General features: G+C 41.4%; 22 protein-coding genes and 1 other RNA gene. 17 read left to right on the forward strand and 6 right to left on the reverse strand.

Features of this window, described 5'->3' with window-relative positions; genetic code table 11:
- Window positions 1-166: 166 nt before the first annotated feature.
- A complete protein-coding gene (locus HG267_RS14105; RefSeq protein ID WP_263420059.1) occupies window positions 167-814 on the forward strand; it encodes a hypothetical protein in 648 nt (215 codons plus the stop codon).
- Window positions 798-1,889, forward strand: a complete 1,092-nt coding sequence (locus HG267_RS14110; protein WP_263420060.1) for a hypothetical protein — start codon at window positions 798-800, stop codon at window positions 1,887-1,889. The genes HG267_RS14105 and HG267_RS14110 overlap by 17 nt, the downstream gene beginning before the upstream one ends.
- A gap of 142 nt (window positions 1,890-2,031) precedes the next feature.
- Here the strand turns inward: HG267_RS14110 and HG267_RS14115 are convergent, their stop codons facing one another.
- The 3 genes from HG267_RS14115 to HG267_RS14125 form a co-directional block, all read right to left on the reverse strand.
- A complete protein-coding gene (locus HG267_RS14115) occupies window positions 2,032-2,355 on the reverse strand; it encodes a hypothetical protein (protein ID WP_194007866.1) in 324 nt (107 codons plus the stop codon).
- A 759-nt stretch (window positions 2,356-3,114) separates the two neighbouring features.
- Window positions 3,115-4,467 carry a glutathione-disulfide reductase gene (gene gorA, locus HG267_RS14120; protein ID WP_045872553.1) on the reverse strand — a complete coding sequence of 451 codons (1,353 nt, stop codon included), beginning with the start codon at window positions 4,465-4,467 and terminating at the stop codon, window positions 3,115-3,117.
- Window positions 4,468-4,805: 338 nt separating this feature from the next.
- Window positions 4,806-5,378: a peroxiredoxin gene (locus HG267_RS14125; RefSeq protein ID WP_045872554.1), complete on the reverse strand. Its 573-nt coding sequence runs from the start codon at window positions 5,376-5,378 to the stop codon at window positions 4,806-4,808.
- A 219-nt stretch (window positions 5,379-5,597) separates the two neighbouring features.
- Between HG267_RS14125 and HG267_RS14130 the strand changes: the two genes are divergently transcribed.
- The 10 genes from HG267_RS14130 (at window position 5,598) to HG267_RS14175 (ending at window position 15,413) form a co-directional block, all read left to right on the forward strand.
- Window positions 5,598-6,014, forward strand: a complete 417-nt coding sequence (locus HG267_RS14130; protein ID WP_045872555.1) for a Fur family transcriptional regulator — start codon at window positions 5,598-5,600, stop codon at window positions 6,012-6,014.
- A gap of 133 nt (window positions 6,015-6,147) precedes the next feature.
- Window positions 6,148-6,636, forward strand: a complete 489-nt coding sequence (locus tag HG267_RS14135) for a pentapeptide repeat-containing protein (RefSeq protein WP_045872556.1) — start codon at window positions 6,148-6,150, stop codon at window positions 6,634-6,636.
- Window positions 6,633-7,790 (forward strand): 5-(carboxyamino)imidazole ribonucleotide synthase, encoded by a 1,158-nt coding sequence (locus HG267_RS14140; RefSeq protein ID WP_045872557.1) that lies wholly within the window; start codon window positions 6,633-6,635, stop codon window positions 7,788-7,790. Before HG267_RS14135 ends, HG267_RS14140 begins: the two co-directional genes overlap by 4 nt.
- A 51-nt stretch (window positions 7,791-7,841) precedes the next feature.
- Window positions 7,842-8,025: non-coding RNA, 6S RNA (ssrS, locus tag HG267_RS14145), on the forward strand.
- A gap of 281 nt (window positions 8,026-8,306) precedes the next feature.
- Window positions 8,307-9,548 carry a M16 family metallopeptidase gene (locus HG267_RS14150; RefSeq protein ID WP_045872724.1) on the forward strand — a complete coding sequence of 414 codons (1,242 nt, stop codon included), beginning with the start codon at window positions 8,307-8,309 and terminating at the stop codon, window positions 9,546-9,548.
- Window positions 9,549-10,123: 575 nt separating this feature from the next.
- On the forward strand, window positions 10,124-11,422 hold the full coding sequence (locus tag HG267_RS14155; RefSeq protein WP_045872558.1) for a M16 family metallopeptidase: 1,299 nt from the start codon (window positions 10,124-10,126) through the stop codon (window positions 11,420-11,422).
- A 455-nt stretch (window positions 11,423-11,877) separates the two neighbouring features.
- Window positions 11,878-14,313 carry a phenylalanine--tRNA ligase subunit beta gene (pheT, locus tag HG267_RS14160; RefSeq protein WP_045872559.1) on the forward strand — a complete coding sequence of 812 codons (2,436 nt, stop codon included), beginning with the start codon at window positions 11,878-11,880 and terminating at the stop codon, window positions 14,311-14,313.
- 111 nt (window positions 14,314-14,424) lie between these two features.
- Window positions 14,425-14,694 (forward strand): YciI family protein, encoded by a 270-nt coding sequence (locus HG267_RS14165; RefSeq protein ID WP_045872560.1) that lies wholly within the window; start codon window positions 14,425-14,427, stop codon window positions 14,692-14,694.
- On the forward strand, window positions 14,627-14,971 hold the full coding sequence (locus HG267_RS14170) for a hypothetical protein (protein WP_155539474.1): 345 nt from the start codon (window positions 14,627-14,629) through the stop codon (window positions 14,969-14,971). The genes HG267_RS14165 and HG267_RS14170 overlap by 68 nt, the downstream gene beginning before the upstream one ends.
- Before the next feature lie 31 nt (window positions 14,972-15,002).
- The gene (locus HG267_RS14175; protein ID WP_045872561.1) at window positions 15,003-15,413 is read left to right on the forward strand and encodes a hypothetical protein; all 411 of its coding nucleotides are present in this window, start codon (window positions 15,003-15,005) and stop codon (window positions 15,411-15,413) included.
- Between the two features lie 275 nt (window positions 15,414-15,688).
- Here HG267_RS14175 and HG267_RS14180 read toward each other — a convergent pair whose 3' ends face one another.
- A complete protein-coding gene (locus HG267_RS14180) occupies window positions 15,689-15,886 on the reverse strand; it encodes a hypothetical protein (RefSeq protein ID WP_045872562.1) in 198 nt (65 codons plus the stop codon).
- Between the two features lie 722 nt (window positions 15,887-16,608).
- Here HG267_RS14180 and HG267_RS14185 point away from each other — a divergent pair.
- From HG267_RS14185 to HG267_RS14195, 3 genes are read left to right on the forward strand one after another with little or no spacing between them, the layout of a single operon-like run.
- Complete coding sequence (locus tag HG267_RS14185) at window positions 16,609-19,554, forward strand: PAS domain-containing protein (RefSeq protein ID WP_045872563.1); 2,946 nt, start codon at window positions 16,609-16,611, stop codon at window positions 19,552-19,554.
- A gap of 17 nt (window positions 19,555-19,571) precedes the next feature.
- Entirely contained in the window at window positions 19,572-19,997 is a 426-nt protein-coding gene (locus HG267_RS14190) for a response regulator (protein WP_228045638.1), read from the forward strand.
- Window positions 19,998-20,002: 5 nt separating this feature from the next.
- On the forward strand, window positions 20,003-22,285 hold the full coding sequence (locus HG267_RS14195; protein ID WP_045872725.1) for a response regulator: 2,283 nt from the start codon (window positions 20,003-20,005) through the stop codon (window positions 22,283-22,285).
- A gap of 149 nt (window positions 22,286-22,434) precedes the next feature.
- Here HG267_RS14195 and HG267_RS14200 read toward each other — a convergent pair whose 3' ends face one another.
- Window positions 22,435-22,965, reverse strand: a complete 531-nt coding sequence (locus HG267_RS14200) for a GNAT family N-acetyltransferase (RefSeq protein WP_045872565.1) — start codon at window positions 22,963-22,965, stop codon at window positions 22,435-22,437.
- A 570-nt stretch (window positions 22,966-23,535) separates the two neighbouring features.
- Entirely contained in the window at window positions 23,536-23,775 is a 240-nt protein-coding gene (locus HG267_RS14205; RefSeq protein ID WP_045872566.1) for a hypothetical protein, read from the reverse strand.
- Window positions 23,776-23,986: 211 nt separating this feature from the next.
- Between HG267_RS14205 and HG267_RS14210 the strand changes: the two genes are divergently transcribed.
- Together HG267_RS14210 and HG267_RS14215 are read left to right on the forward strand one after the other, a co-directional pair.
- On the forward strand, window positions 23,987-24,706 hold the full coding sequence (locus tag HG267_RS14210; RefSeq protein ID WP_045872567.1) for a class I SAM-dependent methyltransferase: 720 nt from the start codon (window positions 23,987-23,989) through the stop codon (window positions 24,704-24,706).
- Window positions 24,707-24,898: 192 nt separating this feature from the next.
- Window positions 24,899-26,779 (forward strand): ABC transporter ATP-binding protein, encoded by a 1,881-nt coding sequence (locus tag HG267_RS14215; protein WP_045872568.1) that lies wholly within the window; start codon window positions 24,899-24,901, stop codon window positions 26,777-26,779.
- Window positions 26,780-26,883 lie beyond the last annotated feature (104 nt).

The following is a 26,883-nucleotide window of genomic DNA, read 5'->3' on the forward strand; positions in this document are numbered from 1 at the left end:
TCCAGTCAACCGTCAACTGTCAGCATTAACTATCCATCTGAGGATATGTGAATGAAAATATAGCTATTTAATTACTCCCGGTTCGCTCATTTTTTTCTGAGTTAGCCAAAAAAGTATACCTCTAGATATATTCCAAAAAGAACTAAGTAGGTATAAGTTCGGGTTTATGGAATTTGAACCCAGAATTACAAACGAACGAGTTGATGATATACCCCTACTGCTAACACAACTGGAGCAGATGGGAGTAGAACAACTAATCGATAAACATTTTCCATGTCACGGAAACTGGCAAGGATTAAATCTAGGTAGTGTGGTGGTAATATGGTTAACACACATATTATCGCAAGCAGATCACCGTTTGAACCACGTTCAAGGTTGGGTGAGTAAGCGGTTAGAAACGTTAAAAAGCTTTACGGAAGAATCTTTACGCTCGCTCGATTTGGCAGATGACCGTTTGCAAGCAGTATTACGTTACCTATCTATAGATGCAAACTGGTTTTCATTTGAGTCGGAACTAGGAAGTAGTTTGCTACGGGTGTACGATATTATCCCAGAACAGGTACGTTTAGATAGTACAACGGCTTCAAGTCATTGTGGAGTTAACCCAGAAGGCTTATTTCAATGGGGTCATAGCAAAGACAATCGTCCGGATTTGGCGCAAGTGAAAATAATGCTATCGACATTAGACCCATTAGGAATGCCAATAGCGACGGAAATATTGTCAGGAGAAAAAGCAGATGACCCATTATATATTCCAGCAATAGATAAAGTACGTTCAACAATAAAAAAAGTCAGAATTGTTATATATTGGTGACTGTAAAATGTCATCAATAAAGACAAGAACTCATATAGTATTGGGCGGAGATTTTTACTTATGTCCTTTAACAGCCAAGCAAGTATCTAACGAAGAACTAAGCAAATATCTCCAACCAGTTTGGGATGGTCAACAAGAACTAACAATTATAGATTACGAATATGCAGATGCCAAAACCAAAAATATAGCGGATGGCTTTGAAATAGAGATTATCCATGAAATAGAGATTGATGGGCAAGAAATCTCTTGGTCGGAAAGACAATTAATTGTGCGCTCATTTGCGATTCAAAAAACAGCAGAAAAACATCTACGTGAACGAATACAGAAAACAGTAGATGCTCTAGAAAAACTTAAAGTGCCTCGACGTGGCAAGAAAAAGCTCACTTCACACTTTGAATGGTTAGAAACATGTGAAGCTATTTTCAACAGATATCAAACAAGTGGATTATTTCAAGTTGACATTCAAACAAAAAGAGTTAAAAAAGTTCAAAAAAGATACCGAGACCGCAAAGCTAGAATAGTAGAAGAACTATGGTTTGACATGAGTTTTAAGATTGACGATTCCGCAGTTCAACACCAAATTCAAATGTTAGGCTGGCGGGTTTACGTTACAAATAAAAATCCAAATGAATTTGGTTTAAAACAAGCAGTTCGTGCCTATAGAGATGAGTACTTAATGGAACGAGGATTTGCGAGGCTGAAAAACTTTCCTTTTTCATTGACTCCGATATATTTACAACGTGAAGACCATATTACTGGTTTAATAAGACTACTGTCTATTGGTTTGCGAGTTTTAAACCTTTTAGAATTCCAGGTTCGCCACAATCTAGAAAAAGAGAAAGAAAAACTTGCGGGTCTTTATGTTGGCAATCCGAAGCGCGAAACTACAAGACCTAGCGCAGAAATAATTCTGGCTGCATTTAAAGAGATTACACTGCTGTTGATTGAGGTGAAAAACGAAATTTATGCTCACTTGACCGCTCTTTCACCTTTGCAGAAGCGTATTCTTGCTTTACTGGGCTTTTCCATCAGTATTTACACTCAACTTGATGGTCAATCTTTTACTCCTGAGTAGTCTTTCTTCTAACTTCCAAAAAAATGGGCGAACTGGGAGTAATTAGCTAAAGAACAAATAAAAAACTGCTCTTGCTGAAGGGATAGTCAAGAGCAGTTTGAAAATATTAAGCCTAATAATTAGTGAGACCCAAACTCTAAATTTAGGCATCTTCAAGTTCTAATTGCGCCACAGTAACAGCGTTAAAAGCAAAAGCTAATACCAAAGGCATAGGACATTTTAAGAAAACAGTAGACAAGACCGCTACAACTGTGCCAAGAATTGCTGATATTGACCACAGCTTTTCTTCCTTAGTCTGTCCCTTTTCGGCTTTAATCAGTCTCAGCACGTCAGTGGGTATTGGTTCTGGCATTACGCAGCCAGGAGGAAAAGCCCAAAAGTTATCACGGCGCTCAACAAATAAATCTGTCCAGCCATTTTCTAGGCACCATGCCTCAATCCATTCAATTGCGTAATGATTCATCATCAGGTTTGCTAGTAGGAATTGTGAAATCTGTGTAGTTTTGTGAATAAAAACTCTTAGTTATAGTTGAGAGCAGCTATTTGAAGGTTATAAGCTTAAGGTATTTCTCCACTAAAAATAAAGCTTTATCAAGCATTTGAGAACTATATATAAATAAACTCAAACAACGCTTAACTTGATTACAAGACTAACAGCCTAATGAGGCTGGTTAAATCAAAAGTCAATAAACTTAACTTACAAACCAAGAGGTAAACTATTGTAAACAAAAATCTGAGCATTTACTCAAATCTAAAATAGTCATAAAACAAATATATATACTAAAGCAAAATAAAAACTAAATATTAAAAATCAAGAATTGTAAACGATAAATATCGGGGTTGAATAACTTTATTACTCCTTGCTGGTAGGTTATATTTTCTGTTTATACATTCCATAATGCTGGCGTTATTTACTTCTGCCATCCCCTCATAGTCTGACTTACAGGAAGGTTCAGAAAAATATAACTAATGGATAATTGGCAGGTTTAGGAGCAACAGACTTCTTGTATAAGTCGGGAAAAGTTTTGTGTTTTCCCTTTCCCCTTTTTCCATCTCTTGCAAAAATGCTTTTTGCAAGAGGTTTAATGTGTAATGAAAAAAGAACAAATACAGCAGCTTGCAATTTAGTAAACTACTGATAAATTTTAGGGCGCACATCTGTACGCCCTAACTGTGTACTTCATTAAGCTGGAAGAAGCTGAAGAAATGATTTTGCCTGACACTCTTATCTCATAGTGACGAATTCTTCCGCCGAACTGGGGTGAATTCCCACTGTTGCATCGAAATCGGCTTTTTTCGCACCCATTTTCACAGCGATCGCCACGCCTTGGATAATCTCAGCCGCATAATCACCTACCATGTGTGCGCCTAAAACGCGATCGCTTTCTTGATCGACAATCAGCTTCATCAAGGTTTTTTCTTCTTTCCCTGCTAGGGTGTAGTACATAGGACGGAAACGACTGCGATAAACTTGAATGCGATCGCTACCATATTTCTCAATGGCTTCTGCTTCCGTTAACCCTACTGTCGCCGCTTCAGGATTTGTAAAAACCGCTGTGGGAATATTTTCATAACTCATCACGCGAGATTTCCCACCAAAGACGGTATCAGCAAAGGCTCGTCCTTCATTAATTGCTACAGGAGTGAGTTGCAATTTATTAGTACAATCACCGACAGCATAAATATTCTCTTCGGCTGTGCGACTGTAGCTATCAACTAAAATCATTCCTGTTTCATCGACTGTGACACCAGTATTTTCTAAACCAATGTTATCAGTATTAGGTTTACGTCCCAACGCTGCCAAACTAATCGCGTCTGCTAAGATATTTTCTTCTTTATCTGTTTTCAGTTTGATATTGACACCAGTATCAGTTTTTGTGATTTCTAAAATCTCGGCATTATTAATAATCTTAATGCCGTGACGAATCATCCCCTCTTGAATTTCTGTCCGTAAATCTTCATCGAAGCCACGCAAAATCTTATCGTGGCGAATCACCTGAATAACTTCTGCACCTAAACCATTCAATATACAAGCAAATTCCGAGCCAATATACCCACCACCAAGTAATACTACTCGTTGAGGTTGGGGATTCATCGTAAATAAATCATCAGAAATTAATGCATGTTCAATCCCAGGAATATCAGGACGAATTGGCATAGCTCCAACAGCAATCAATATTTTATCGGCAGTAACTTTAGTATCACCAATTTCCACAGTATGATTATCAACAAATTTTGCCCGACCCTGATATACCTGCACTTTGGAATTATCTAACATCCGTTGGTAGATACCATTCAGTCGTGTTACTTCATTATTCACACGGTTAATCATATCTTCCCAATTCAGGGAACTTTGTACAGGACTCCAACCATACCCTTGTGATTCTTCAAAAAGGCTAGGAAAACGAGCAGCATAAACCATTAATTTTTTCGGTACGCAACCACGAGTTACGCAAGTACCACCAAGTCTATCAAACTCTGCAATACCAACTCTTGCACCATATTCCGCTGCACGCCGCGCAGTAGCAATCCCACCTGAACCCGCACCAATCACAAATAAATCAAAATCGTAAGTCATATCACTTCGCTCCTAATTCAAAATTAATTACTACATTGATAAATATTTGACTTAAATTACTATTGTTTGAGTTTTAATAAATTTACGTATAACTTAATTTCAGTTATGAATGAAACAGGCAAAGGAAGTAATTTTGATTTAACTTCCCTTGCCTAAAAACCAACAATTGCAGAAACAATTAACGATATAAGATTTAACCTTTGACTGATGACTGATTAATTGGCTATTCAATTTTTGTTTTGGACTCTGGGTTCAATTCAAAATCTAAAATCCGTCTTGAAAAGTTTGCTAAGGAGGGAAACCCTCCTTACAACTTTCTGCAAAATCCAAAATTCTACCTAGCCTACAAATGCTAACCGAGGTGCAACTTCTTTAACTCTTTCTACACCTTTGAGGTAAGCCAAAACTGTATCTGCATCAGATACTTCAAAAGGATCGGTGGCGCAGTTGTCTTCAAAGCCTGGTTCAACGAACATCTTTTCAATGTGTCCATTGTTGACAACCATTGCATACCGCCAAGACCGCATCCCGAAGCCGATGTTAGACTTATCTATTAACATTCCCATCTTGCGAGTGAATTCTCCGTTACCATCGGGTAACAATAACACGTTTTTCGCTCCTTGTTGTTTACCCCATTGGAACATTACAAACGCATCATTTACGGAAAGACAAATAATTTGATCGACACCTAAAGCTGTGAATTGATCGTACAGTTCTTCATAACGGGGTAGGTGGGTAGAAGAACAAGTAGGTGTAAACGCCCCAGGTAAAGCAAATAAGACTACTTTTTTCCCGCCAAAAATTTCTTCAGTTGTCCGGTCTTGCCAACGGTAAGGATTAGGGCCAGATACGGACTCATCCCGAACACGAGTTTTGAATACAACATCGGGAACGCGAGTAATAGCAGTCATAAATACCTCTTTGTTAGATGGAATAATTAAACTTTTGTGTGAGCTTGAATATTTTGCTGTGGTCGCTTACCACTTGTATATCAGAATAATTCTGATTTAATAATTAGTAAATAGTTAGAAATACTTATTTTTTTGAGTTTTTTTCTTTAAAAACGAATTATTAGAGTAGAAAAGTTATATTATAGTTATAGGCGAATTTACTTTATTCAAGTACATCCTATGCAGCAACTAGCTGATGAGATTATTAAGATACTGAAGAGTAAAGGATTGCGAGTCACGCCTCAGAGGTTCGCAGTCTATGCAAACCTGCGGGAAAGACAAGACCACCCCACCGTTGAGCAAATTTTGACGGATTTAAATAAAGATGTACCCACTTCATCACAAGCCACGGTATATGCAGCGTTGCAAGCATTGCGTGAGGTAGGTTTAGTGCGAGAAGTGCTATTAGAAGAGGGTGTTTCTCGCTACGATGCCAATGTGACAAAGCATCATCATTTTCGCTGCACCAACTGTCGCACCATAGAAGATATTGAATGGGATACTTTCGGTAACATTGATCTAAGCCACCTGCGCCCAGGGTTAAAAGCCGAAAAACTAGAGGTGATAGTTCAGGGAATTTGCGATCGCTGTCAATAAATATAGAGCAGAGGAAGCAAAGGAGAAATTCCCATTACCAATTACCAATTACCAATTACCAATTACCCATTCCCCATTCCCCAAACTCTAAATGCGATAAGCTAAAATACACCGACTAGATGAGCTAGTAAATATGTTTTGGCGGCAAAGCTTGGCATTAATTTTGGGGATAATGGTATTCTTCATTGCTCCTCCTGCACTGGCAGACTGGACTCATCCGCTGTCATTTAGCAATGCACAGTTAACAAGGCATGATTTTTCGGGAGAGAGTTTGCAAGCCACAGAGTTTTCTAATGCCAATTTAGAATTGGCTAACTTTACGGGTGCTGATTTGCGGGGTGCAGTTCTGAGTGCTTCGGTAATGACAAAAGCAAACCTGCACGGGGCTGATTTAACAAATGCAATGGTGGATCAGGTAAACTTAACTGGATCTGATTTAAGCGATACAGTTCTCAAAGAAGCCCTCTTGTTACGTGCAATTTTTACTGATGTGAACATTAGTAATGCAGATTTCACGGATGCAGTTTTAGATAAGGCCCAAATTAAAGAACTTTGCGCCACAGCCAGTGGTGTTAATTCTAAAACAGGTGTGCAAACCCGAGATTCTCTAGGATGTCAATGAAGCTTGTTGGTATAATCGGTGGCGGGCAACTCGCCTGGATGATGGGAGATGCAGCAAAAAAGTTAGGTGTAGATTTGCTGGTGCAAACTCCAAGTAAAAATGATCCCGCTGTGAGTATTGCTCAGGAAGCAGTTTTTGCCCCAGTTGATGATGCTGCTAGTACAGCAGTGTTAGCGCAAAAGAGCGATGTCATCACCTTTGAAAACGAATTTGTCAACCTCGATGCTTTATCTACCCTAGAAAACCAAGGTGTTTGTTTCCGTCCTCGATTAGCAGCTTTAGCTCCACTTTTGGATAAATATCATCAGCGCTGCTATTTACAAGAATTAGGCTTACCTGTTCCCAAGTTTTTTGCTCTTGACGACGATTTCAATACTGTCCAAGAAAATCTCCAATCTAAAATTGAACATTTGGGTTTTCCTGTAGTTGTCAAATCTCGTCGTCACGGGTATGACGGTCAAGGCACGTTTATCATTAAGGATGGGGCTAGTTTGCAGCAAAAGCTAACTCCCAATCCATCACTCTTTTTAATAGAAGAATTTGTACCCTTTGAGCGAGAGTTAGCAATCATCGCAGCTCGTTCTGTAGATGGCGAAGTTGTGACATATCCAGTTGTGGAAACCCAACAAGAACAACAGGTTTGTCGCCGAGTGATTGCGCCAGCAGAGATTACGTCCAATCAAGCAGCAGAAATAGAAGCGATCGCTCATACTTTATTAAATAGCCTACAAGCAGTAGGAGTTTTTGGGATAGAACTATTTCTCACCCCAGATGGTACAGTCTTAGTCAATGAAATTGCCCCGCGTACCCATAATTCTGGGCATTTTTCCCTAGATGCTTGTGAAACATCCCAATTTGAACAACATCTGAGAGCCGTTTGTGGTTTGGCTTTAGGGAATACCGCCATCAAAACCCCTAGCGCTGTAATGGTAAACCTGCTAGGTTACGAAACTTCTCAAAGCGACTACCAAAGCAAACGCCAGAAAATCGCAGAAATTCCCCAATCTTACATTCATTGGTACGGCAAGACAGAATCTCGTCCTGGGCGTAAGCTAGGACACGTCACCGTTTTGCTAGATAGTCAAAACCGCGACGATGCGATCGCGATCGCCCACACCATAGAATCCATCTGGTATCCCAGTGAATTTTTCTAGAAAATTTTTCTATTGAACACACAACAACTTTTTGAAAGCTATAATGAGTTAGTTGCACTACGACGTTGGTGACTGCCATCAAGTTTTTTGATCTATGCCTTTAAAGACAAGGGAATCAAAGAGTTCTCGTGGCAGTAGACCGGGCAAGTACCCGGAAACTTTAAACGAGCGATTTAGATGCCCACCTGGTTTAACCAGGTCATAAACTTAGGTAAAACGGCGTCGCGGTGAACTCAAAATTTTAAGCTCCCAAGTTGATCAAACTTTGGGAGCTTTAATTATATTTGTCATTTGTCGTTTGTCATTTGTCATTAGGTAATTGGTAATGGGTAATTGGTTTTGGGTGTTTCCCAATGCCCAATGCCCCATGCCCAATGCCCAAATTTTATTTTGATTTAAACCAATTTTGTATAAATTGATTCGGAATTAAGTAAGCTTGAGAGTTAATATGGCCTGATTGCGTTAAATTGTGGTTAAAGCTACAAAAAATTGTCACAACAACAATTAATCAATACCGTGTTCCCAGCCTCGGTTTTCCATCTAGACAATGGTTTAACGTTTATTCATCAACAAATTCCGACTACCCCTGTAGTTGTGGCTGATGTGTGGGTACGTGCTGGAGCAACCTTAGAACCAGAACCCTGGTTTGGCATGGCTCACTTTTTGGAACACATGATTTTTAAAGGTACAGAAAGTCTACCACCTGGGGTCTTTGATTATAACATCGAAAATAAAGGTGGAGTGAGTAATGCAGCTACAAGCTACGATTATGCTCATTATTCCCTAACAACAGCTGCACCTTACTTGCACGAAACTCTACCGCATTTGAGTGAATTATTGCTGAATGCAGCAATTCCAGATCATGAATTTATCCGCGAACGGGATGTAGTTTTAGAGGAAATTCGCTCTTATCACGATGATCCAGATTGGTTGGGATTTCAGGCGCTAATTCAGACTGTATACCATAAGCACCCTTACGGACGTTCAGTGCTGGGTACAGAAAAACAACTGATGCAGCAGTCACCAGCAGCAATGCGCTGTTTTCACCGTGCTCATTACCAACCAGAAAATATGACGGTGGTAATTGTAGGCGGGATGAATCAACAATCAGCTTTAGATTTGGTAAATTGCTCTTTTGGTAATTTTGCTCAACGTTCTGATTGTCCCTTGGTAGAAAAAAGCCAAAACCCAATCATTGAGGGAATTAAGCGTCAAGAATTGACTTTACCCAGGTTAGAACAGGCGCGGTTGATGATGGCGTGGCTGGCTCCTGGGGTTGAACAACTCCGCACAGCCTATGGTTTAGATTTGCTGTCCGTTTTGCTTGCAGAAGGAAGAACTTCACGATTAGTCCGTGATTTGCGAGAAGAACTACAATTAGTACAAGGGATCTGTAGTAATTTTTCCCTGCAACGGGAATCTAGTTTATTTACAATTACTGCTTGGTTAGAACCAGAACATTTGGAGAAAGTTGAGTTTTTGATTCGCGCCCACTTGGAAGATTTGCAAAATCAGCCCATCAGCCAGCATGAATTAGACCGCACACGCAGGCTGCTGTGTAATGAGTATGCGTTTTCCACAGAAACGCCCAATCAACTGACTGGCCTTTACGGATACTACAATACGATCGCCCGAGCTGAATTAGCAGTTACCTATCCTCAACAAGTTTTGTCTTTTGATGCCCAAGAACTGCAACAATTAGCTAAACAGTATCTTTCACCGCACAATTACGCTGTTACTATTCTTAAACCCTGTTAGTCATTAGTTATTAACTAAAGACTGTTGACCGTGGCAATTTTAGATTTTGGATTTTAGATTTTAAATTTAAAATTACTTCGGTTAACACTAGTACAATAAGGCAAAAGTAAAAAGTGAGCCAGTGCGGTGGACGGGTTCCCAAGGCACTCCGTTGGGCGGCTTTGCCGACTTGAAGGAAGTGCCGTCGGCATAAAGCAACTGGCGAACTCCGCAGGAGTCAAAAGTAAAAAGAAATAGTACCCATACCACAAGTTTTTTAGCAATTACAGATGGTCTGTTTATTTATGCCGACTTGTACTAGGCATTTCGTGCAACTGTGGGAGGAACTTCCGAACAAAACAATATCCTATAGCTGTGTCAGTATAAAAAGAATAGAATCGTCACTTTAACTTTTAAAACTGGATAATTTCATTTCTGGAAGTCCCCGCAGGACAATAGAACAAATCCAAAATCTCATATTTAAAATCCTTGAGCTACATAATCTTGTGGTTGGGGTCAATCCCAAGTTTGAAATCCCCAATTCTAAATCCCCAATCCAAAATCCAAAATCGATTGATTGCTTCTTTCCCTGACTAATGACTCAAACTGTGAACTCATCCTTATCTCATTCCCCGATCCACCGTACAGTATTAAGCAATGGCATTGTCGTATTAGTGGCAGAAAATCCTGCAGCAGATATTATTGCGGCGCGAATTTTTGTCCGTGCGGGAAGTTGTGCTGAAGACCGCGATCAAGCTGGTTTAGCACATTTACTCTCAGCAGTGATGACTAAAGGATGCGATGGACTGTCTAGCTTGCAAATTGCGGAAAAAGTCGAATCAGTGGGTGCAAGTTTAAGTACAGATACCGCCACTGATTATTTTTTGTTGTCTCTGAAAACTGTGACATCAGATTTTAGGGAGATATTAACATTGGCGGGGCTGATTTTGCGATCGCCTACCTTTCCCGAAACGCAAGTGGAACTCGAACGGCGTTTAGCATTGCAAGATATTCGCTCCCAAAAAGAGCAGCCTTTTACGATTGCTTTTGACCAACTACGTCAAACAATGTATCAAAATCATCCCTATGCCATGTCAGTACTAGGCGATGAAACAACTATGAGTCGCTTAACTCGCGATGATTTAGCTAATTATCACAAGACTTATTTTCGTCCAGATCGGGTAGTAATTAGTATTGCTGGTAGAATCACACCAGAGGAAGCTGTCAACCTAGTAGAAGAAGTTTTTAGTGATTGGCAACCTCCAGCAGAAACTCAGCCAGTATTAAATTTGCCAGAAATTCAGGTGCAACCCCAGCGCCAACTTCATCCCCTGCAAACCCAGCAATCAATTGTCATGCTGGGTTATTTAGGGCCAGCCGTAAGTTCTGCTGACTATGCAGCCTTGAAGTTACTATCTACCTATTTAGGAAATGGGCTTTCTAGCCGCTTATTTGTGGAATTGCGCGAAAAGCAGGGTTTAGCTTACGAAGTCTCAGCATTTTATCCTACCAGGCTGTTTCCCGCTTCCTTTGTAGTTTACATGGGTACAGCACCAGACAATACCACTGTTGCACTGCAAGGGCTAAAGAAAGAAGTAGATTTGCTTTGTACTACTGAAGTAGCTGCTGATGCACTCCAAGCTGCTAAAAACAAGATATTGGGACAATACGCCCTTGGTAAACAAACTAATGGGCAAATTGCTCAGATATATGGCTGGTATGAAGTTTTAGGTTTAGGAATTGAATTTGACCGGGAATTTCAGGAGTTAATTGCATCGGTGAATATTGCAGATAGCATGGCTGCTGCTTGTCGATATTTACAGGAACCTTACTTGTCTTTAGTGGGGCCAGAGGAAGCAATTAATAATGCTTTTAGCTCAGGAAATTCTAAATAGAAAATATCCTATTGTTGTTACTGATGCGATAGCGTAACGCATCCTACGTGAATTACGTGAACTAATCTGCTAAGTACAAATTTATCTGCGTTTATCTGCGTTTATCCTCTGACATCGGCGGTTAATTTTTTATTCCTCTACTCACCAGGAACTCCTATCATTCTAGCTGCAGCTAAATGAATCTAATAGGAATTGATATGTAATCATGATCGCAGCTGGGCGTACAATCAATTTCTGAATTTGCTGATATTTAACGTTCATACCTTTGTAGTTCAGCGTTCCAACTCTCCATAGATCCAAAATCTTCAAAACTAATTCCGCAATTTGGCTGCTGACAGTTCAAATCAACGTAGTACGATTGTTCAAGTGAAGGGTAAGCCTGACGAAAAGCGATCGCTCGCCAATAGGCACCCTAAAATGAGAGCAAAAGAAGATTATTCAAACAAGCACACTCCATGCGTATCTCTTTAAGCTGGCTGCGGGAACTAGTAGAAATAAAACTTAGCCCGGAAGAATTAGCCGAAACCCTCACAATGGCTGGGTTTGAAGTAGAAGATATTGAAGACCGCCGCACTTGGGCCAATGGCGTTGTTGTGGGGAGAGTGCTTGAGCGTCAACCCCACCCCAACGCTGATAAATTAAGTGTTTGTCAAGTAGATATTGGCGCAGCTGAGACTTTAAATATTGTCTGTGGTGCTGCAAATGTCCGGGCAGATATTTATGTGCCAGTTGCTACTATAGGTACTTATTTACCAAATATCGATTTAAAAATTAAGCCTGCGAAACTGCGTGGTGTTCCTTCTCAGGGAATGATCTGTTCTTTAAAAGAACTAGGCTTACCCACCGATGTTGATGGTATTCATATTTTTTCCCAAGAAAATCTCACCTTGGGTAGCGATGTGCGTCCTTTGCTGGGTTTAGAAGATGTAATTTTAGATGTCACCGCCACAGCTAACCGCGCTGATGCCTTGAGTATGGTAGGTATAGCTAGGGAAGTCGCAGCTTTAACAGGTGGTAAACTCAGCATTCCGCAACCAGGGGAAGTTTCCATTACCCAAAGTGGGGGAAATTTAGCTGTCAGTGTTTCGGAAACTCAAGCTTGTCCTGCTTATATTGGCACAGTTATTGAACAGGTAAAAATTGCGCCTTCTCCTGGGTGGTTGCAACAACGCCTACAGGCTGCTGGCGTGCGACCAATCAATAATGTTGTGGATATTACCAACTATGTGTTGTTGGAATGGGGACAGCCGTTACATGCATTTGATAGAGAACGCCTGAAAAGTGTAGCGGGAAGCGATAATGTGACAATTGGTGTGCGCTTCGCCAGTGCAGGGGAATCATTCAAAACCTTAGATGGACAAACCCGCACCCTCTCAGCCCAAAACTTATTAATCACCGCCAACAACAAACCAGTGGCGATCGCAGGAGTCATGGGTGGAGAAGAAACGGAAGTTTATGAAGGTACGCAAAGCCTGGTATTAGAAGCCGCCTTATTTGATTCCGTAGCGATTCGCCGTTCTTCTCGTGGTGTTGGTTTAAGAAGTGAATCTTCTGGCAGATACGAACGAGGTGTGAACCGGGCCGAATTAGAAGTAGCCTGTCGTCGGGCTTTATCGCTGCTAACTGAATTAGCTGGTGGCGTAATTACCCAACAAGAAATCGCTGATACTCGCCCCGACCCCTCAACCTGGACGCGTTCCATTGCACTGCGCTTAGACCGAGTTAATCAAGTACTAGGGCCAATTGACTTAGGCGAAGAGACTGGAGAACTCGAGGAAAAGGACGTTGAGCGGATTTTAACTGCACTTGGTTGTGAACTCACCCCAGCAGGCGATCGCTCTTGGAAAGTTTCTGTACCACCCTACCGTTACCGCGACTTAGAACGGGAAATTGACTTAATTGAAGAAATTGCCCGGCTTTACGGCTATGACAACTTTTGTGATACCTTACCCCACAAAGCAGAAGCCGGCTATTTGCCTTTAGATCAAGAACTCATCCGCAAATTGCGCGCTTTATTCCGCGCCGCCGGACTGACAGAATTAATCCAATACTCTCTAGTCAAACCAGGGGAAAACAGACAAATCGTCCTGTCAAACCCCTTATTTGTCGAATATTCCGCATTGCGAAGCGATTTAATCTCTGGGTTAATTGATGCCTTCCAATACAACCTCGAACAAGGAAACGGTTCCCTCAACGGCTTTGAAATTGGGCGGATTTTCTCACGCGAAGAAGACGGATTACAAGAAACCGAAGCGATCGCGGGAATTATAGGGGGCGATCGCACTGTCAGCCAATGGACAAGCAGCGGACGCGAACAACCCATGACTTGGTATGAAGCCAAGGGCATTCTCGACAGCGTATTTGGCCAACTTGGTTTACAAGTAGAATATCAACCTGATTGCCGCGATCCACGCTTACACCCAGGACGCACAGCTTCTCTCTGGATTAGAGGTAACAGCTTGGGCATTTTTGGTCAACTCCATCCCCAACTGCGGCGAGAAAAAGGGTTACCAGATTCCGTCTACGCATTTCAACTAGATGCGGATGTGCTATTGGATGCCCTGGATCAAGACGAAATTCTCACCCCAGTATTTAAATCCTATTCCACCTACCCCGCCAGCGATCGCGATATCGCCTTCTTCGCACCTGTGAAAGTTACAGTCGCCGAAATCGAAAAAGCGATTAACAAAGCAGGTAAAGAATTACTAGAATCCGTGGAATTATTCGATGAATATCGCGGTGAAAACGTCCCCAGAGGACAACGTAGTTTAGCCTTCCGCCTAATTTACCGCTCCAGCGATCGCACCCTCACCGATGCCGAAGTCGAACCAGTACACAACAAAGTGCGCGAAGCTTTGGTAGAGAAATTTGGTGTGAATTTGAGAAGTTAAGATTGTTGACTGTTGACTGTTGACTGGGGACTGTTGACTGGGAGACAAGGGGACAAGGGGAAACACCAATTACCAAACACCAAACACCCAACACCAAAGGACAAATACCAAATGCCCAAATATGTATTATTGGGAAGTTACTGCGAAGATGTTTTAGAAAAACGCGCCCCTTATCGTCAAGCCCATTTAGATGGTTTAGCCAAACAAAAAGAATCTGGTGTGCTGATTACAATCGGCCCTACCAAAGATGTCACCAAAGTTTTTGGTATTTATGAAGCCGATGACGAAGCCACCGTACGCCAGTTGATTGAAAATGACCCCTACTGGCAAAACGGTATTTGGACAGAATACTCTATTCAAGAGTGGATACAGGCGATTTGATTGGGGACTGGGGATTAGGGACTGGGGACTAGGAGATGAGGGGGATAAGGGGGATAAGGGAGAAACACCAATTACCCATTACCCATTACCAATTACCCATTACCAAACACCCAATGCCCCATGCCCAATGCCCAATGCCCCATTCCCAATTTCTAGCTTTTTACAGATGCGATCGCCTGCTTGTATATGGGATGATCGGTATTCACGCCATAACGAACCGTGGTTGTTGTCTAGAATAAAAATAAAGTCAGTAAATACAACAACTTCGGTTGTATGAGCATTGTTGGACTTTTTGAGAAAATACCACTATGAATCTCAACTTAAAACGCGCAATTCTACCCGGCTTGATGGCTGCAAGTTTAGCCGGCGGTACCTTAGTCCCTGCTAAACCGGCTTCTGCTGATATGTTACGCGATATCGGTATTGGGGCAGGTGCAGGTGTAGTCACTGGTGCTGTTAGAGGAAATGGTGCCGTTATTAATAATGCCATCAAAGGCGCTGCGGCTGGTGCTGCGGTGAATGCTGTCCACGGTACAAGAAAGCAAGCACGTAACCGCAGAGTTGGTAACTTAGGTCAAGATGTGGGAGTTGGTGCAGCTGCTAGTACAGTTACAGGCATCATTCTGCATGGCACCAAAAATCCTGGTGGCGATGCGATCGATGGTGCAGCAGCAGGTGCAGCAATTAACGTTCTCACCAATGGTCGTAGAAATAGATAATCAACAATCCATAATTAATCCATAATTTGTAGTTAAACAATTACGAATTATGGATGATGGATTCAGGAAATTGCCAATAAAAAATATCCCAGATTTTCTTGTAGGATAAGGATTTTGACATTCCAGAATCCATAAAATTTTGCCCATTTCGCTCTCTAGCAGGCATAACTTAACTTTTGATCATGCCTGAAAAAAATATTCCCTAGCTTGGCTAGGGAATATTCATAAAAACATTAAAAGGTATAAATAATTATTCCGAGTTGGAAATTCGCTGATTATTGGCCTTTTAAAGCTTTTCTAAAGTTGCGGCGATAGGATGGATTCGTAGCAAATAAAGCAGGCCACAACAAAGATAAACCAATACGATTGGTCAAACTAGGTCTAAAGTTAGTGCGCTCAAATCCCTTCCAGAACTTCCAAGCGCCATATACATAACCTGCAATTAGCCCAAAAATAATTAACTTAACAACCATTATTATTACTCCCAGCACATCTGACAGAATTTGAGTTAAGGATTTCTACACTATTTAAATAAGTGTTCACGAAAATCGCCAAGGAAAAACTACAATCTTCAGTTTTTGCTAGCTGTTTGCTGAACGATACTTCCATTATTCCAGTTTAGAGTAGCCTCTTGCATAGTCGCTAGTACTGTGGGGCAAAATGCAAAATCCATAGGGTGTAGGCTTTTCATTAATTCTGAGGCGAAACCACAACAGATAATTTATTTCCTTGCCAGCTTAACTATAGGAATCATATTTGATTTGTGCGAAGCTATGTATACATTGATTCTTTCTTCTCTGTTTCCTTCTTCCACAGTTCTTGATAGGCATCAAGTCAGATAACAGCAGGACTTACGCAACTGGTACACCCATCTTCTGGTTTAAGAGTCAAGAGTCAAGGGTCAAGGGTCAAAAATTCAGTTTTTTGGACTTTTGACTTTTGAACGCCAGTTCACTCAACGGAGGGAACCTCCCTTCGGGTGAATCCTTCGGATACGCTACGCGAGCGCCAGTCGCCTACGGAGGGAAACCCTCCTGCAGCGCTGGTCTCACCGCACGTAACTGGCTCCCCTTGACAGCCTCAACGAAAAAAATGTGACACTTGCGTAAGTCCTAAACAGTTAGCAACCATCTTTGATGCTCAAATTAAAAAATTCTCTAAAATTTAGATAAATCAGAAATGTTCATAATTATTTATAAAGCCTGTGCTACCTAATAGCGAAGCCGCAAGACTTGCAGCCCTCCGCCAGTACCAAATTCTCGATACCGAACCAGAAGCAGCCTATGATAACTTGGCTAAGTTAGCAGCCTTTATTTGTGGTACTTCGATCGCTTTAGTCAATTTCATTGATGAAAACCGCCAATGGTTTAAGGCCAAACTAGGCTTAGATGTACCACAAATGCCTCGGAATGTAGGTTTATCCTATCTTTGCGTAGAGCGACGAGATTTTGTAGTTGTGCCGGATACATTAGCTGATGAAAAGTTAGCTAATAATCCGGTAGTCATTGCCTATCCCTTTGTCAGATTTTATGCAGGTGTGCCTTTGATTACTCCCACGGGAGATGTACTAGGAACTCTCTGCGTTATCGATCAAGAACCACGACAATTAAACCAACAACAAATAGAAGCACTGCAAGCTTTAGGTCGCCAGGTCATTGACCAATTAGAATTAAGACGGAATTTAGCAGAATTATCCCGTGTTTCCCTAGAACAGCAGCGAGTCACAGCCGCACTAGAACGAAGTCAGCAAGAACTGAAAGACTTTGTAGAAAATGCTAATGTCGGGATGCATTGGGTACAGGCTGATGGCACGATTCTCTGGGCAAATCAGGCAGAACTTGACCTTTTAGGCTACACTCGCTCAGAGTATATTGGACACTCGATCGCGGAGTTTCATGTTGACCCAGAAGCGATCGCGGATATTATGCAAAGGCTGAGTAACAATGAAAATTTACAAAATTACGAAGCCCGGATGCGCTGTCAGGATGGTTCGATTCGCTATGTTTTGATTCACTCTAATGTATTGTGGGAAAACGGTGAATTTATCCATACACGCTGTTTTACCAGAGATATTACTGATCGCAAACAAGTAGAAGCAGCTTTAACCGAAAGCGATCGCCGTCTGAAGATAGCATTGCAAGCTGCTAAACTTGGCTCTTGGGAGCATAATTTGCTCACAGGCGAGCTATCAGCCTCTAAGCAATGCAAGGCTAATTTGGGTCTGGATGAGTCAGCTGAGTTTACCTATGACACTTTACTACAAGCTATCCATCCCAACGATCGCGCTTATATGCAAGAGTCTGTCAGACAAGCTCTAGCAAATCACAGCGATTATGAGGCAGAATATCGCAATATTTGGCCAGATGGCAGCGTTCACTGGATACTAGCGCGAGGTGTGGGGATTTATGATGGTGATGGTCAACCGACGCGGATGATTGGGGTTACACTTGACTTGACTGCGCGCAAGCAAGCTGAGGAAGCATTACAGGCGAGTGAACTACGCTGGCAATTGGCCTTAACTGGCAACAATGATGGTATTTGGGATTGGAATGTCAAAACCAATGAAGTATTCTTTTCCCCACGTTGGAAAGAAATGCTGGGTTATACCGACCAAGAAATTCCTCATAATTTAGATGAATGGTCAAAACGAGTTCATCCTGAAGATTTAGATTGGGTATTAGCCGCCGTTCACGAACATTTTGACAAAAAAACGCCATATTATGTAACTGAGCATCGCATTCAGTGCAAAGATGGCAACTATAAGTGGATTTTAGATCGGGGGCAAGCAGTTTGGGATAGCAACGGAGAAGTCGTGCGAATGGTCGGTTCTCATACCGATATTGATGACCGCAAACAAGCAGAAGAACAAATCAAACAGCAAAATCAGCGATCGCAATTATTTTCGCAAATCATTGTCAAAATTCGTGACTCTCTCAAGATAGAAGAAATTCTGCAAACCACAGTTACAGAGGTGCAAAAACTCCTACAATCCGACCGAGTTTTAATTTTCCGGCTGTGGCCAGATGGTTCGGGAACGGTAGTGCAAGAAGCAGTGTTACCTGGTTGGCCTGTAGTGTTGGGGCAAAAAATTATTGACCACTGCTTTCAGCAAAATTACTTAGAAAGATATCGGCAAGGTAGAGTCAGCACAATTACAGATGTTGATCATGCTAATATCCGAAACTGCCATCGAGAAATGCTGCAAAAGTATGGTGTTAAATCTAACTTAGTAGTGCCAATTCTTAGTGGCGAGGGTATTTGGGGCTTGTTGATTGCTCATCAATGTAGTAGCCCCCGCGAGTGGCATAGTCATGAACTGGATTTATTACAGCAACTAGCTAACCAAATTGGTATTGCTTTGTGGCAAGCCCAACTGTTAGAACAAGAAACCCGCCAACGGCAAGAACTCACTCGTTCTAATACCGAGTTAGAACAGTTTGCTTACATTGCTTCCCATGACTTGCAAGAACCATTGCGGATGGTGACTAGTTACTTACAACTCTTAGAGCGCAGGTATAAAAGTCAGCTAGATAGCCGTGCAGATGAGTTTATTAACTACGCTGTTGATGGGGCGCAGCGGATGCAAACCTTAATTAATGATTTGTTGAACTATTCCCGCGTTAGCACTAGGGGACAACCCTTTAAATTAATAGATTGTCAGACTGTGGTGGAAAAAGCGATCGCCAATTTGGAAGTAGCAATCAAAGAAAGCAATGCTGTAATTACCTGCGATCCTCTGCCCGAAATTATGGCTGATACTACACAACTGGCACAAGTCTTTCAAAACCTGATTGCCAACGCTATCAAATTTCATCGGGAGGAACCACCCCAAATTCACATCCAAGCCATCCAAAACACCATCAAAACAGCCGAAAATCCCCATCTCACCCCCACAGGAAACGAATGGTTATTCTCAGTACGTGATAATGGAATTGGTGTAGAATCCCAGTATGCTGAACGAATTTTTGTCATCTTTCAGCGTTTGCATAGCAGAAGTAAGTACCCCGGTACTGGAATCGGGCTAGCTATTTGTAAGAAAATTATAGAACGCCACGGCGGTCAGATCTGGATGGAGTCAAAACCGAGTCAAGGCTCGATTTTTTACTTTACGATTCCAGATCAAGCAGGTAAGCAATCGTGAACAATTTATCAGCAGTTATGCCTATTGAGGTTTTGCTAGTAGAAGACAATCCTGGCGATGCGTTACTGACACGCATCGCTTTGGAGGATAGCAAAATCTCGGTGAACTTAAATGTTGTGGAGGATGGGGTAGAAGCAATGGCATTCTTGCGAAAACAAGATAAATATGCTGATGTCCCCCATCCCGATATTGTCTTACTTGATTTAAACCTGCCAAAAAAAGACGGGCGGGAGGTACTAGCAGAAATTAAAGGTGACGCACATCTCAGACGGATTCCTGTAGTTGTGCTGACAACCTCCCAAGCCGAAGAAGATATTCTTAAAGCCTATAACCTAGCTGCAAACTGTTACATAACTAAGCCAGTGGACTTCGATCAATTTGTGAGAATTGTTCGTTCTATAGAGAACTTTTGGTTTGCGGTTGTCAAATTGCCACCGGAGTAATGCTAATGACAGGTGAAACGATTAAAGTCCTGTTAGTTGAAGATAACCCCGGTGATGTCCTCTTATTGCAAGAATTTTTACAGGATGTCACCGCAACTGTAGTGGAATTGATGCCGGTTGAGCAACTTGATGAGGCATTAAACCATTTAGCTCGCGACAGCTTTGACGTGATGCTTTTGGATCTCTCCCTACCAGATAGCCAGGGCTTAGAAACCTTTATTAAAGCGCACAATCAAGCAAAATCAACTCCAATTATTGTCCTTACAGGAATTGCCGATGAAACTTTAGCACTGAAAGCGATGCAACAAGGCGCGCAGGATTATTTAGTTAAAGGGCAAGTTACAGGTGATTTGCTGGTACGCTCCATGCGTTATGCTATTGAGCGTCAAAGAATAGAAGATGCTTTGAGACAAAGTGAAGAGCGCTTTCGAGTCGCGCTGAAAAACTCACCCATTTTTGTGTTTAACCAAGACCTAGAATTACGTTATACCTGGGTTTATAATCCCGCTTTTGGGTTTACAGCCGAAGAAATGTTGGGGAAACGTGACTCAGAATTAATTCCCCTAGAAAGCGCCCACCATTTAACGGCGATGAAGTTGGGTGTATTGGTGACGGGAGTGGGTACTAGAGATGAGGTATCAATTACAACGGCCCAAGGCATCCGATATTATGACTTGACGGTAGAACCATTAAGAAATGAAGCACAACAAATTATAGGTATTACTTGTGCCTGCATAGATATTAGCGAACGTCAAGCAGCTTTAGAAGAACGTAAGCACGCTGATGCTACTATTCGTGAACAAGCAGCATTATTAGATATTTCTACAGATGGGATTTTAGTTAGAGATTTAGAAAACAAAATTCTCTTTTGGAACACAGGTGCAGAAATCCTGTATGGCTGGGCTGCGGCAGAAGCTAAAGGCAAAAATGCCAGCGAACTGTTAGATAACGATGAACCGTCGTCAGATATGGAAGCGGCACTTTTGGAAGTCATCAATAAAGGTAAATGGCAAGGTGAGTTAGCGAAACTTACCAAAACTGGCAAAGAAATTTTAGTTGCTAGCCGTTGGAGTTTGGTATGTGATGACCAAGGTAAACCAAAATCCATTCTCACCGTTGATACAGATATTACCGAAAAGAAACGCTTAGAAGCGCAATTATTTCGTGCCCAACGGCTAGAAAGCATAGGCACCTTAGCTAGCGGCATTGCCCATGACCTAAACAACATCCTCACACCAATTTTGGCAGGAGCGCAACTCCTACCCATGAAATTTCCCGATGTAGATGAAAGAACTCGTCACCTATTAGAAATTTTGGAAGTCAACGCCAAACGCGGCGCAGATTTAGTTAAGCAAGTGTTGTCATTTGCACGGGGTGTAGAAGGTAAGCGCATTAATCTGCAAATTAGACATTTGATTGTGGAAGTTTCCAAAGTCCTGAAAGAAACATTTCCCAAATCAATTCAAGTCTCAACTGATTTGTCAAAAGACTTGTGGGTAGTTTCTGGAGATGGAACACAAATTCATCAGGTGTTAATGAATCTCTGCGTTAATGCACGCGATGCGATGCCCAATGGCGGTAGTTTATCTATCTGCGCCAAAAATTTGTATATTGATGAAAACTATGCGCGCATGAACCTGGAAGCCAAAGTTGGCCCCTATATAGTAATTACTGTTACTGATACAGGCGTAGGAATTCCAGAAGAACATTTAGATAGAATCTTCGAGCCATTCTTTACCACTAAAGAAGTAGGACAAGGTACAGGCTTGGGTTTGTCTACTGTTTTGGGAATTATTAAAAGCCACGGTGGTTTTATTAACGTGCATAGTGAAAAAGGTGTAGGTACAAGCTTTGAAGTATATTTACCAGCAGTTGAGGGTGTAGAAACACTGAAAGCAGACAATGCCAAAGTTGCCACCGCAAATGGTGAAACGATTATGATTGTTGAAGATGAACCTGCTATTCAGGAAATTACCAAAACATCTCTCGAAACTCATAACTATAAAACCATTGTCGCTAGTGATGGCATAGAAGCGATCGCAGTTTACGCCAAACACATGGATCAAATCAGTGTCGTACTCATGGATTTGATGCTACCTTCCCTCGACGGTTTAACTGCCATCCGCACCTTGAAAAAAATCAACCCCAAAGTCAAAATTATCGCCACCAGTGGCTTGATGTCTAGCAATAAACTAGAAGCAGTCGCCAACAGTGGCGTGACAACCTTCTTACCCAAACCATACACCATTAATGAGTTGTTGCTGACATTGCAGAGGGTGATTGCGTAATTGGGGATTGGGGACTGGGGACTGGGGACTGGGGATGAGGGGAAAAGGGGAAAGGGGAAAAGGAAAAAAGGGAAATTATTACCAATGCCCAATGCCCTATGCCCTATGCCCAATGCCCAATGCCCTATGCTCTATGCCCAATGCCCTTTTCACCGCAAAATATACAGAGAGTCATCCGGTTGCCATTGGTCGCGGGGGAGGGTGTAGTAAACTACATCATGACCGTAGTAGCTGGTATGCTTTTGATAATTCATCCCTAGCTTTTCAATTACACGCACAGAAGCGATGTTTTCTGGATGTGCGATCGCAACTATCCGATCTAACTTTACTTCCCAAAAACCATATTTTAAAGTGGCTTGCGATGCTTCTGTTGCTATACCCATGTTCCAAAAAGACTTGTCAAAAACGTAGCCTAGTTCCACTTCCGGCGTATCTGCCAAATAACCCAATCCACAACGCCCAATTATTTTGCCAGTTTCTTTGTGTATTACTGCCCACATACCAAAGTTGTTTTCTTCCCATTGTTTAATATGTCTGTATAAACTAGTCTGTGTTTGCTCTGCTGTTCTGGGTACCAGATATTTCATAATTTCCGCATCGCTGTAGATACGAAACAAGTCATCAAAATCAGCCAACGTTAAGTGTCTTAATCGCAGACGCAAAGTTTCTATTTCAGGCATAGTTTTACAAGGCAAAAGGAATTTGATGGCTGGCAAAATACTTATAGATGTGTCATTGCGAATGAAACGACGCAATATCTAGGGCTTGGAGTTCCTTCCCTGATGATAATGTTCGGTTAAGAACAGTTATTTATTGGCAAAAATGAGGTAGATGAGCAAGTAAAATCTTCTTTGCTCACCATATTTTATATCTTTTCAGCTAAATTTTATTGCCTTGAATCACACATAAGATAATTTCAAAGTAATTGCTGTTTACCATCAGTGAACTACTCAAGCTCAAACACATCTAAGCACATTAAATTTCTTCAGTTTCCTGTGATGCAGGCTTCTTGCCAGTCCAAGAAGCCTAATTCAATGAAATACTTGTTGGTTAAGGGGAAAAAGGGGAATGGGAAAAGGGAAATAAAAACCTTTAACCTTTAACCTTTTCCCCAAAACCAATTTGGAGTTCAAAATGCTTAACTGAGTAGTATTGCATTTAAATGGCGATTATCCTACCGCATCGAATTATTAATGACCAATTACCAATTACCAATTACCAATTACCAATTACCAATTACCAATTACCAATTACCACCAGCTATGTTCCAATTCTCCTGTTTGAATTTTGTCCCAGATATGTTCTCTACAAATAACTAGCTTCTCAAATGTAATTTGAATATTTCTCCGCATTGCGATTTTAATACAATCCATTTCCTGCTTCGAGAGCTTGCCATCTGCCACAGCACGCTCAACAATAATTTTTAGGTGGTTGATATCTTCGAGTTCGTCAGGTGATAAAGGCTGATAGTTAAATCGCTTGAATTCCATAGTTTGTCTGCGTCTACCGAATTTCCTTGAATTTGTTAAGCTTGTAAATTGGCTACGCGCTTAACGGTGTCATGCTATGGGAATTTTTTAGTGAACTCATCACCAGACTTGATCAATACCCATAGTAAAAGAAACCAAAACTGCAATATAGCTTTTTTACCATAACTATACTGAGAATTTGACGAATTTCTTAAGGAGCAGTACAGGCATAATGTCTAAAAAGCCTTCTCAAAGCGATTTTTTTAGCTTACAAACTTCTTCAGATAAATGGCAGCAGATGGTAACACAAGTTACATATCGTTTCAATCGCCAGTACGAGAATCAACCTTTTGAATTACCTGCAGAAGTTGAAGCGATGCCCATATATAGGGACTGGATTAGTGGTACATTACCAGGGAAAATCGCTTCTCATTTTTGGGAAATCGGGCAACCGCAAAAGAATCAGCATTGTTTAGACATTGGTTGCGGTGTCAGCTTTCTCATTTATCCTTGGCGAGATTGGCAAGCATACTTTTATGGGCAAGAAGTTAGTGTCATAGCACGAGATACCCTCAATTCCCGGGGTTCGCAATTAAACTCAAAGTTATTTAAAGGTGTAGAGTTAGGCCCAGCTCATCAATTAAAGTATTCTCAAGCTGTTTTTGATATGGCGATCGCAACAGGATTCAGCTGCTATTTTCCTTTAGATTATTGGACTGCTGTATTGTCAGAAGTCAAACGAGTCCTCAAACCTGGCGGACAATTTGTATTTGACATCCTCAATCCCGAACAGCCTTTAGCAGAAGATTGGGCAGTGTTAGAAACTTATTTAGGTGCAGAAGTATTTCTCGAGTCGATAGCAGACTGGGAAAAAACAATTAAAGCCGCTGGCGCTAAAATCGTCACCCGCAAATCTGGGGAATTGTTTGATTTATACAAAGTGAGATTTTGAAGTGGTGATTGGTAATGAGTAATGGGTAATAGGTAATGGGTAATGGGTAATGGGTAATAATAATTTCCCTTTTTTCCCCTTTCCCCTTTCTCCTTTCCCCTTTCCCCCTCATCCCCAATCCCCAGTCCCCAATCCCCAATCCCCCCCCAGACATAGCGTAATGCGTAGGTAGTTAACTATAATGCTCTTACTATGAGCACCTACTTACCCCTTAAAAAATCCTACAGACAACACCGTCGGCGTGAAAATGACTGGCGGTTATTTTTGCGCTTAGTACCTTATGCTCGTCGTAGCAGTCGATTGCTAGCGCTGTCAATGTTATTGCTCGTACCTATCGCCTTAGCTAATGCTGTACAACCATTATTGATTGGACAGGCGATTTCCTTGATTCGCCAGGAACCCAGCGTTTATGAGTTTCTCAAAAATCGTCCGTTGCTGCAAGGGTTAAATATCCTGGAAGGGTTGTTGCTGGTTGCAATTGTTATCAGGCTCTCACTTACAGGTTTTCAGGGTTATTTCGTACAAAAGTTAGGGCAACAAATTACAGCAGAAATTCGTGATGATTTATTTCATCATGTGACATCTTTATCTGTACGCTTTTTTGACCGCACACCGATTGGTAAATTAATTACCAGACTCACCAGCGATGTGGAAGCTTTAGGGGATGTGTTCTCTACGGGAGCAGTAGGAATTGTCTCTGATTTATTTTCTATGCTGGTAGTTATCAGCTTGATGTTTTCTCTGCAATGGGAATTGGCTTGTTTATTGCTGGTGATGCTGTTACCAGTGAGCTTGATCATCATCTACTTTCAACAACAGTATCGCCAATCAAATTACAAAGCACGAGAAGAACTTTCGATGCTGAATTCCCAACTGCAAGAAAATATAGTTGGGATTAATGTAGTGCAGCTGTTCCGTCGCGAAAAATTCAATGCTGAATTATTTCGCACTACTAATCAACGTTATAAACAGCAAATAGATAGAACCATTTTTTATGATTCGGCAGTTTCCGCCATTTTAGAATGGATTGGCTTAGTGGCGGTTGCAGCTGTGCTAGTAGTAGGTGCTTGGTTGCTACTAGGAAAAAGCATGACTTTTGGGGTTTTATCGGCATTTGTTTTGTATGCTCAACAATTATTTGAGCCTTTGCGGAATTTTGCCGAAAAATTTACTGTCATTCAAGCAGGTTTTACGGCGATTGAGCGAGTTATTAACATTTTAGATGAACCAATCGAAATCCGCGATCGCTATAATTCGCGAGTTTCAATTTATGATGCCAAATTCGGCTATATAGATGAGGTAGTTGCTAATCTCGAATCAGAAGTAGCAAAACCCCAAGCAGAGTTAGGAGAAATCCGCTTTGAACATGTATGGTTTGCCTATAAAGACAATGATTATGTAATCAAAGATTTAGATTTCACTATTCATCCTGGGGAAAAAATAGCATTAGTTGGGCCTACTGGTGCAGGTAAAAGTTCCATCATTCGGCTGCTATGTCGTCTTTACGAACCCACTCAAGGACGCATTCTTGTAGATGGAATCGATATTCGTGACTTACCACAAGCAGAATTGCGGCGTTATCTGGCGGTGATTTTACAAGAAGGGTTTTTATTTGCTGGGGATGTGAAAAGTAATATCACCCTGGGAGATAATTACAGCTTTGATCAAATCCAACAAGCTGCACACCGAACTAATATCGATCAGTTTATTCAACAATTACCTCAAGGCTATGATACCCAACTCAGAGAACGGGGTACAAATATTTCTAGCGGACAAAAACAACTTTTAGCTTTTGCTCGTGCGGCAATTCGCAATCCCCAAGTATTAGTATTAGATGAAGCTACAGCTAGCTTAGATGTAGGAACAGAAGCTTTAGTACAAGAAGCCTTAAATCAGCTTTTGATAGGGCGGACTGCAATTATTATTGCTCACCGCCTATCGACAATTCGCAATGTCAACCGCATTTTTGTGTTAAAGCGCGGTGAACTGATTGAGCAAGGAAGCCATGAAGAATTACTGCGAAAAGGCGGAATGTACGCCACCTTGCATAACTTACAAATGTTAGGAACGTAAACAAACTCAAAATAAATTTAAGATTTCGTAGGGTGTGTTGTCGCGCAGCGCACCTTAATTTTTAATAGCTCTTTGAAGAACTTAAAATTCAATACGGTTGGTTT

It is taken from the genome of Tolypothrix sp. PCC 7601, from assembly GCF_025677855.1.
Classification (GTDB): domain Bacteria; phylum Cyanobacteriota; class Cyanobacteriia; order Cyanobacteriales; family Nostocaceae; genus Aulosira; species Aulosira diplosiphon.

Coding starts and splice junctions, on each gene's coding strand:
- HG267_RS14105 (WP_263420059.1), top strand. CDS start 167: ATGGAATTTGAACCCAGAATTACAAACGAACGAGTTGATGATATACCC.
- HG267_RS14115 (WP_194007866.1), bottom strand. CDS start 2,355: ATGATGAATCATTACGCAATTGAATGGATTGAGGCATGGTGCCTAGAA.
- gorA (WP_045872553.1), bottom strand. CDS start 4,467: ATGACTTACGATTTTGATTTATTTGTGATTGGTGCGGGTTCAGGTGGG.
- HG267_RS14125 (WP_045872554.1), bottom strand. CDS start 5,378: ATGACTGCTATTACTCGCGTTCCCGATGTTGTATTCAAAACTCGTGTT.
- HG267_RS14130 (WP_045872555.1), top strand. CDS start 5,598: ATGCAGCAACTAGCTGATGAGATTATTAAGATACTGAAGAGTAAAGGA.
- HG267_RS14135 (WP_045872556.1), top strand. CDS start 6,148: ATGTTTTGGCGGCAAAGCTTGGCATTAATTTTGGGGATAATGGTATTC.
- HG267_RS14140 (WP_045872557.1), top strand. CDS start 6,633: ATGAAGCTTGTTGGTATAATCGGTGGCGGGCAACTCGCCTGGATGATG.
- HG267_RS14155 (WP_045872558.1), top strand. CDS start 10,124: ATGACTCAAACTGTGAACTCATCCTTATCTCATTCCCCGATCCACCGT.
- pheT (WP_045872559.1), top strand. CDS start 11,878: ATGCGTATCTCTTTAAGCTGGCTGCGGGAACTAGTAGAAATAAAACTT.
- HG267_RS14165 (WP_045872560.1), top strand. CDS start 14,425: ATGCCCAAATATGTATTATTGGGAAGTTACTGCGAAGATGTTTTAGAA.
- HG267_RS14170 (WP_155539474.1), top strand. CDS start 14,627: ATGACCCCTACTGGCAAAACGGTATTTGGACAGAATACTCTATTCAAG.
- HG267_RS14175 (WP_045872561.1), top strand. CDS start 15,003: ATGAATCTCAACTTAAAACGCGCAATTCTACCCGGCTTGATGGCTGCA.
- HG267_RS14180 (WP_045872562.1), bottom strand. CDS start 15,886: ATGGTTGTTAAGTTAATTATTTTTGGGCTAATTGCAGGTTATGTATAT.
- HG267_RS14190 (WP_228045638.1), top strand. CDS start 19,572: ATGCCTATTGAGGTTTTGCTAGTAGAAGACAATCCTGGCGATGCGTTA.
- HG267_RS14195 (WP_045872725.1), top strand. CDS start 20,003: ATGACAGGTGAAACGATTAAAGTCCTGTTAGTTGAAGATAACCCCGGT.
- HG267_RS14200 (WP_045872565.1), bottom strand. CDS start 22,965: ATGCCTGAAATAGAAACTTTGCGTCTGCGATTAAGACACTTAACGTTG.
- HG267_RS14205 (WP_045872566.1), bottom strand. CDS start 23,775: ATGGAATTCAAGCGATTTAACTATCAGCCTTTATCACCTGACGAACTC.
- HG267_RS14210 (WP_045872567.1), top strand. CDS start 23,987: ATGTCTAAAAAGCCTTCTCAAAGCGATTTTTTTAGCTTACAAACTTCT.
- HG267_RS14215 (WP_045872568.1), top strand. CDS start 24,899: ATGAGCACCTACTTACCCCTTAAAAAATCCTACAGACAACACCGTCGG.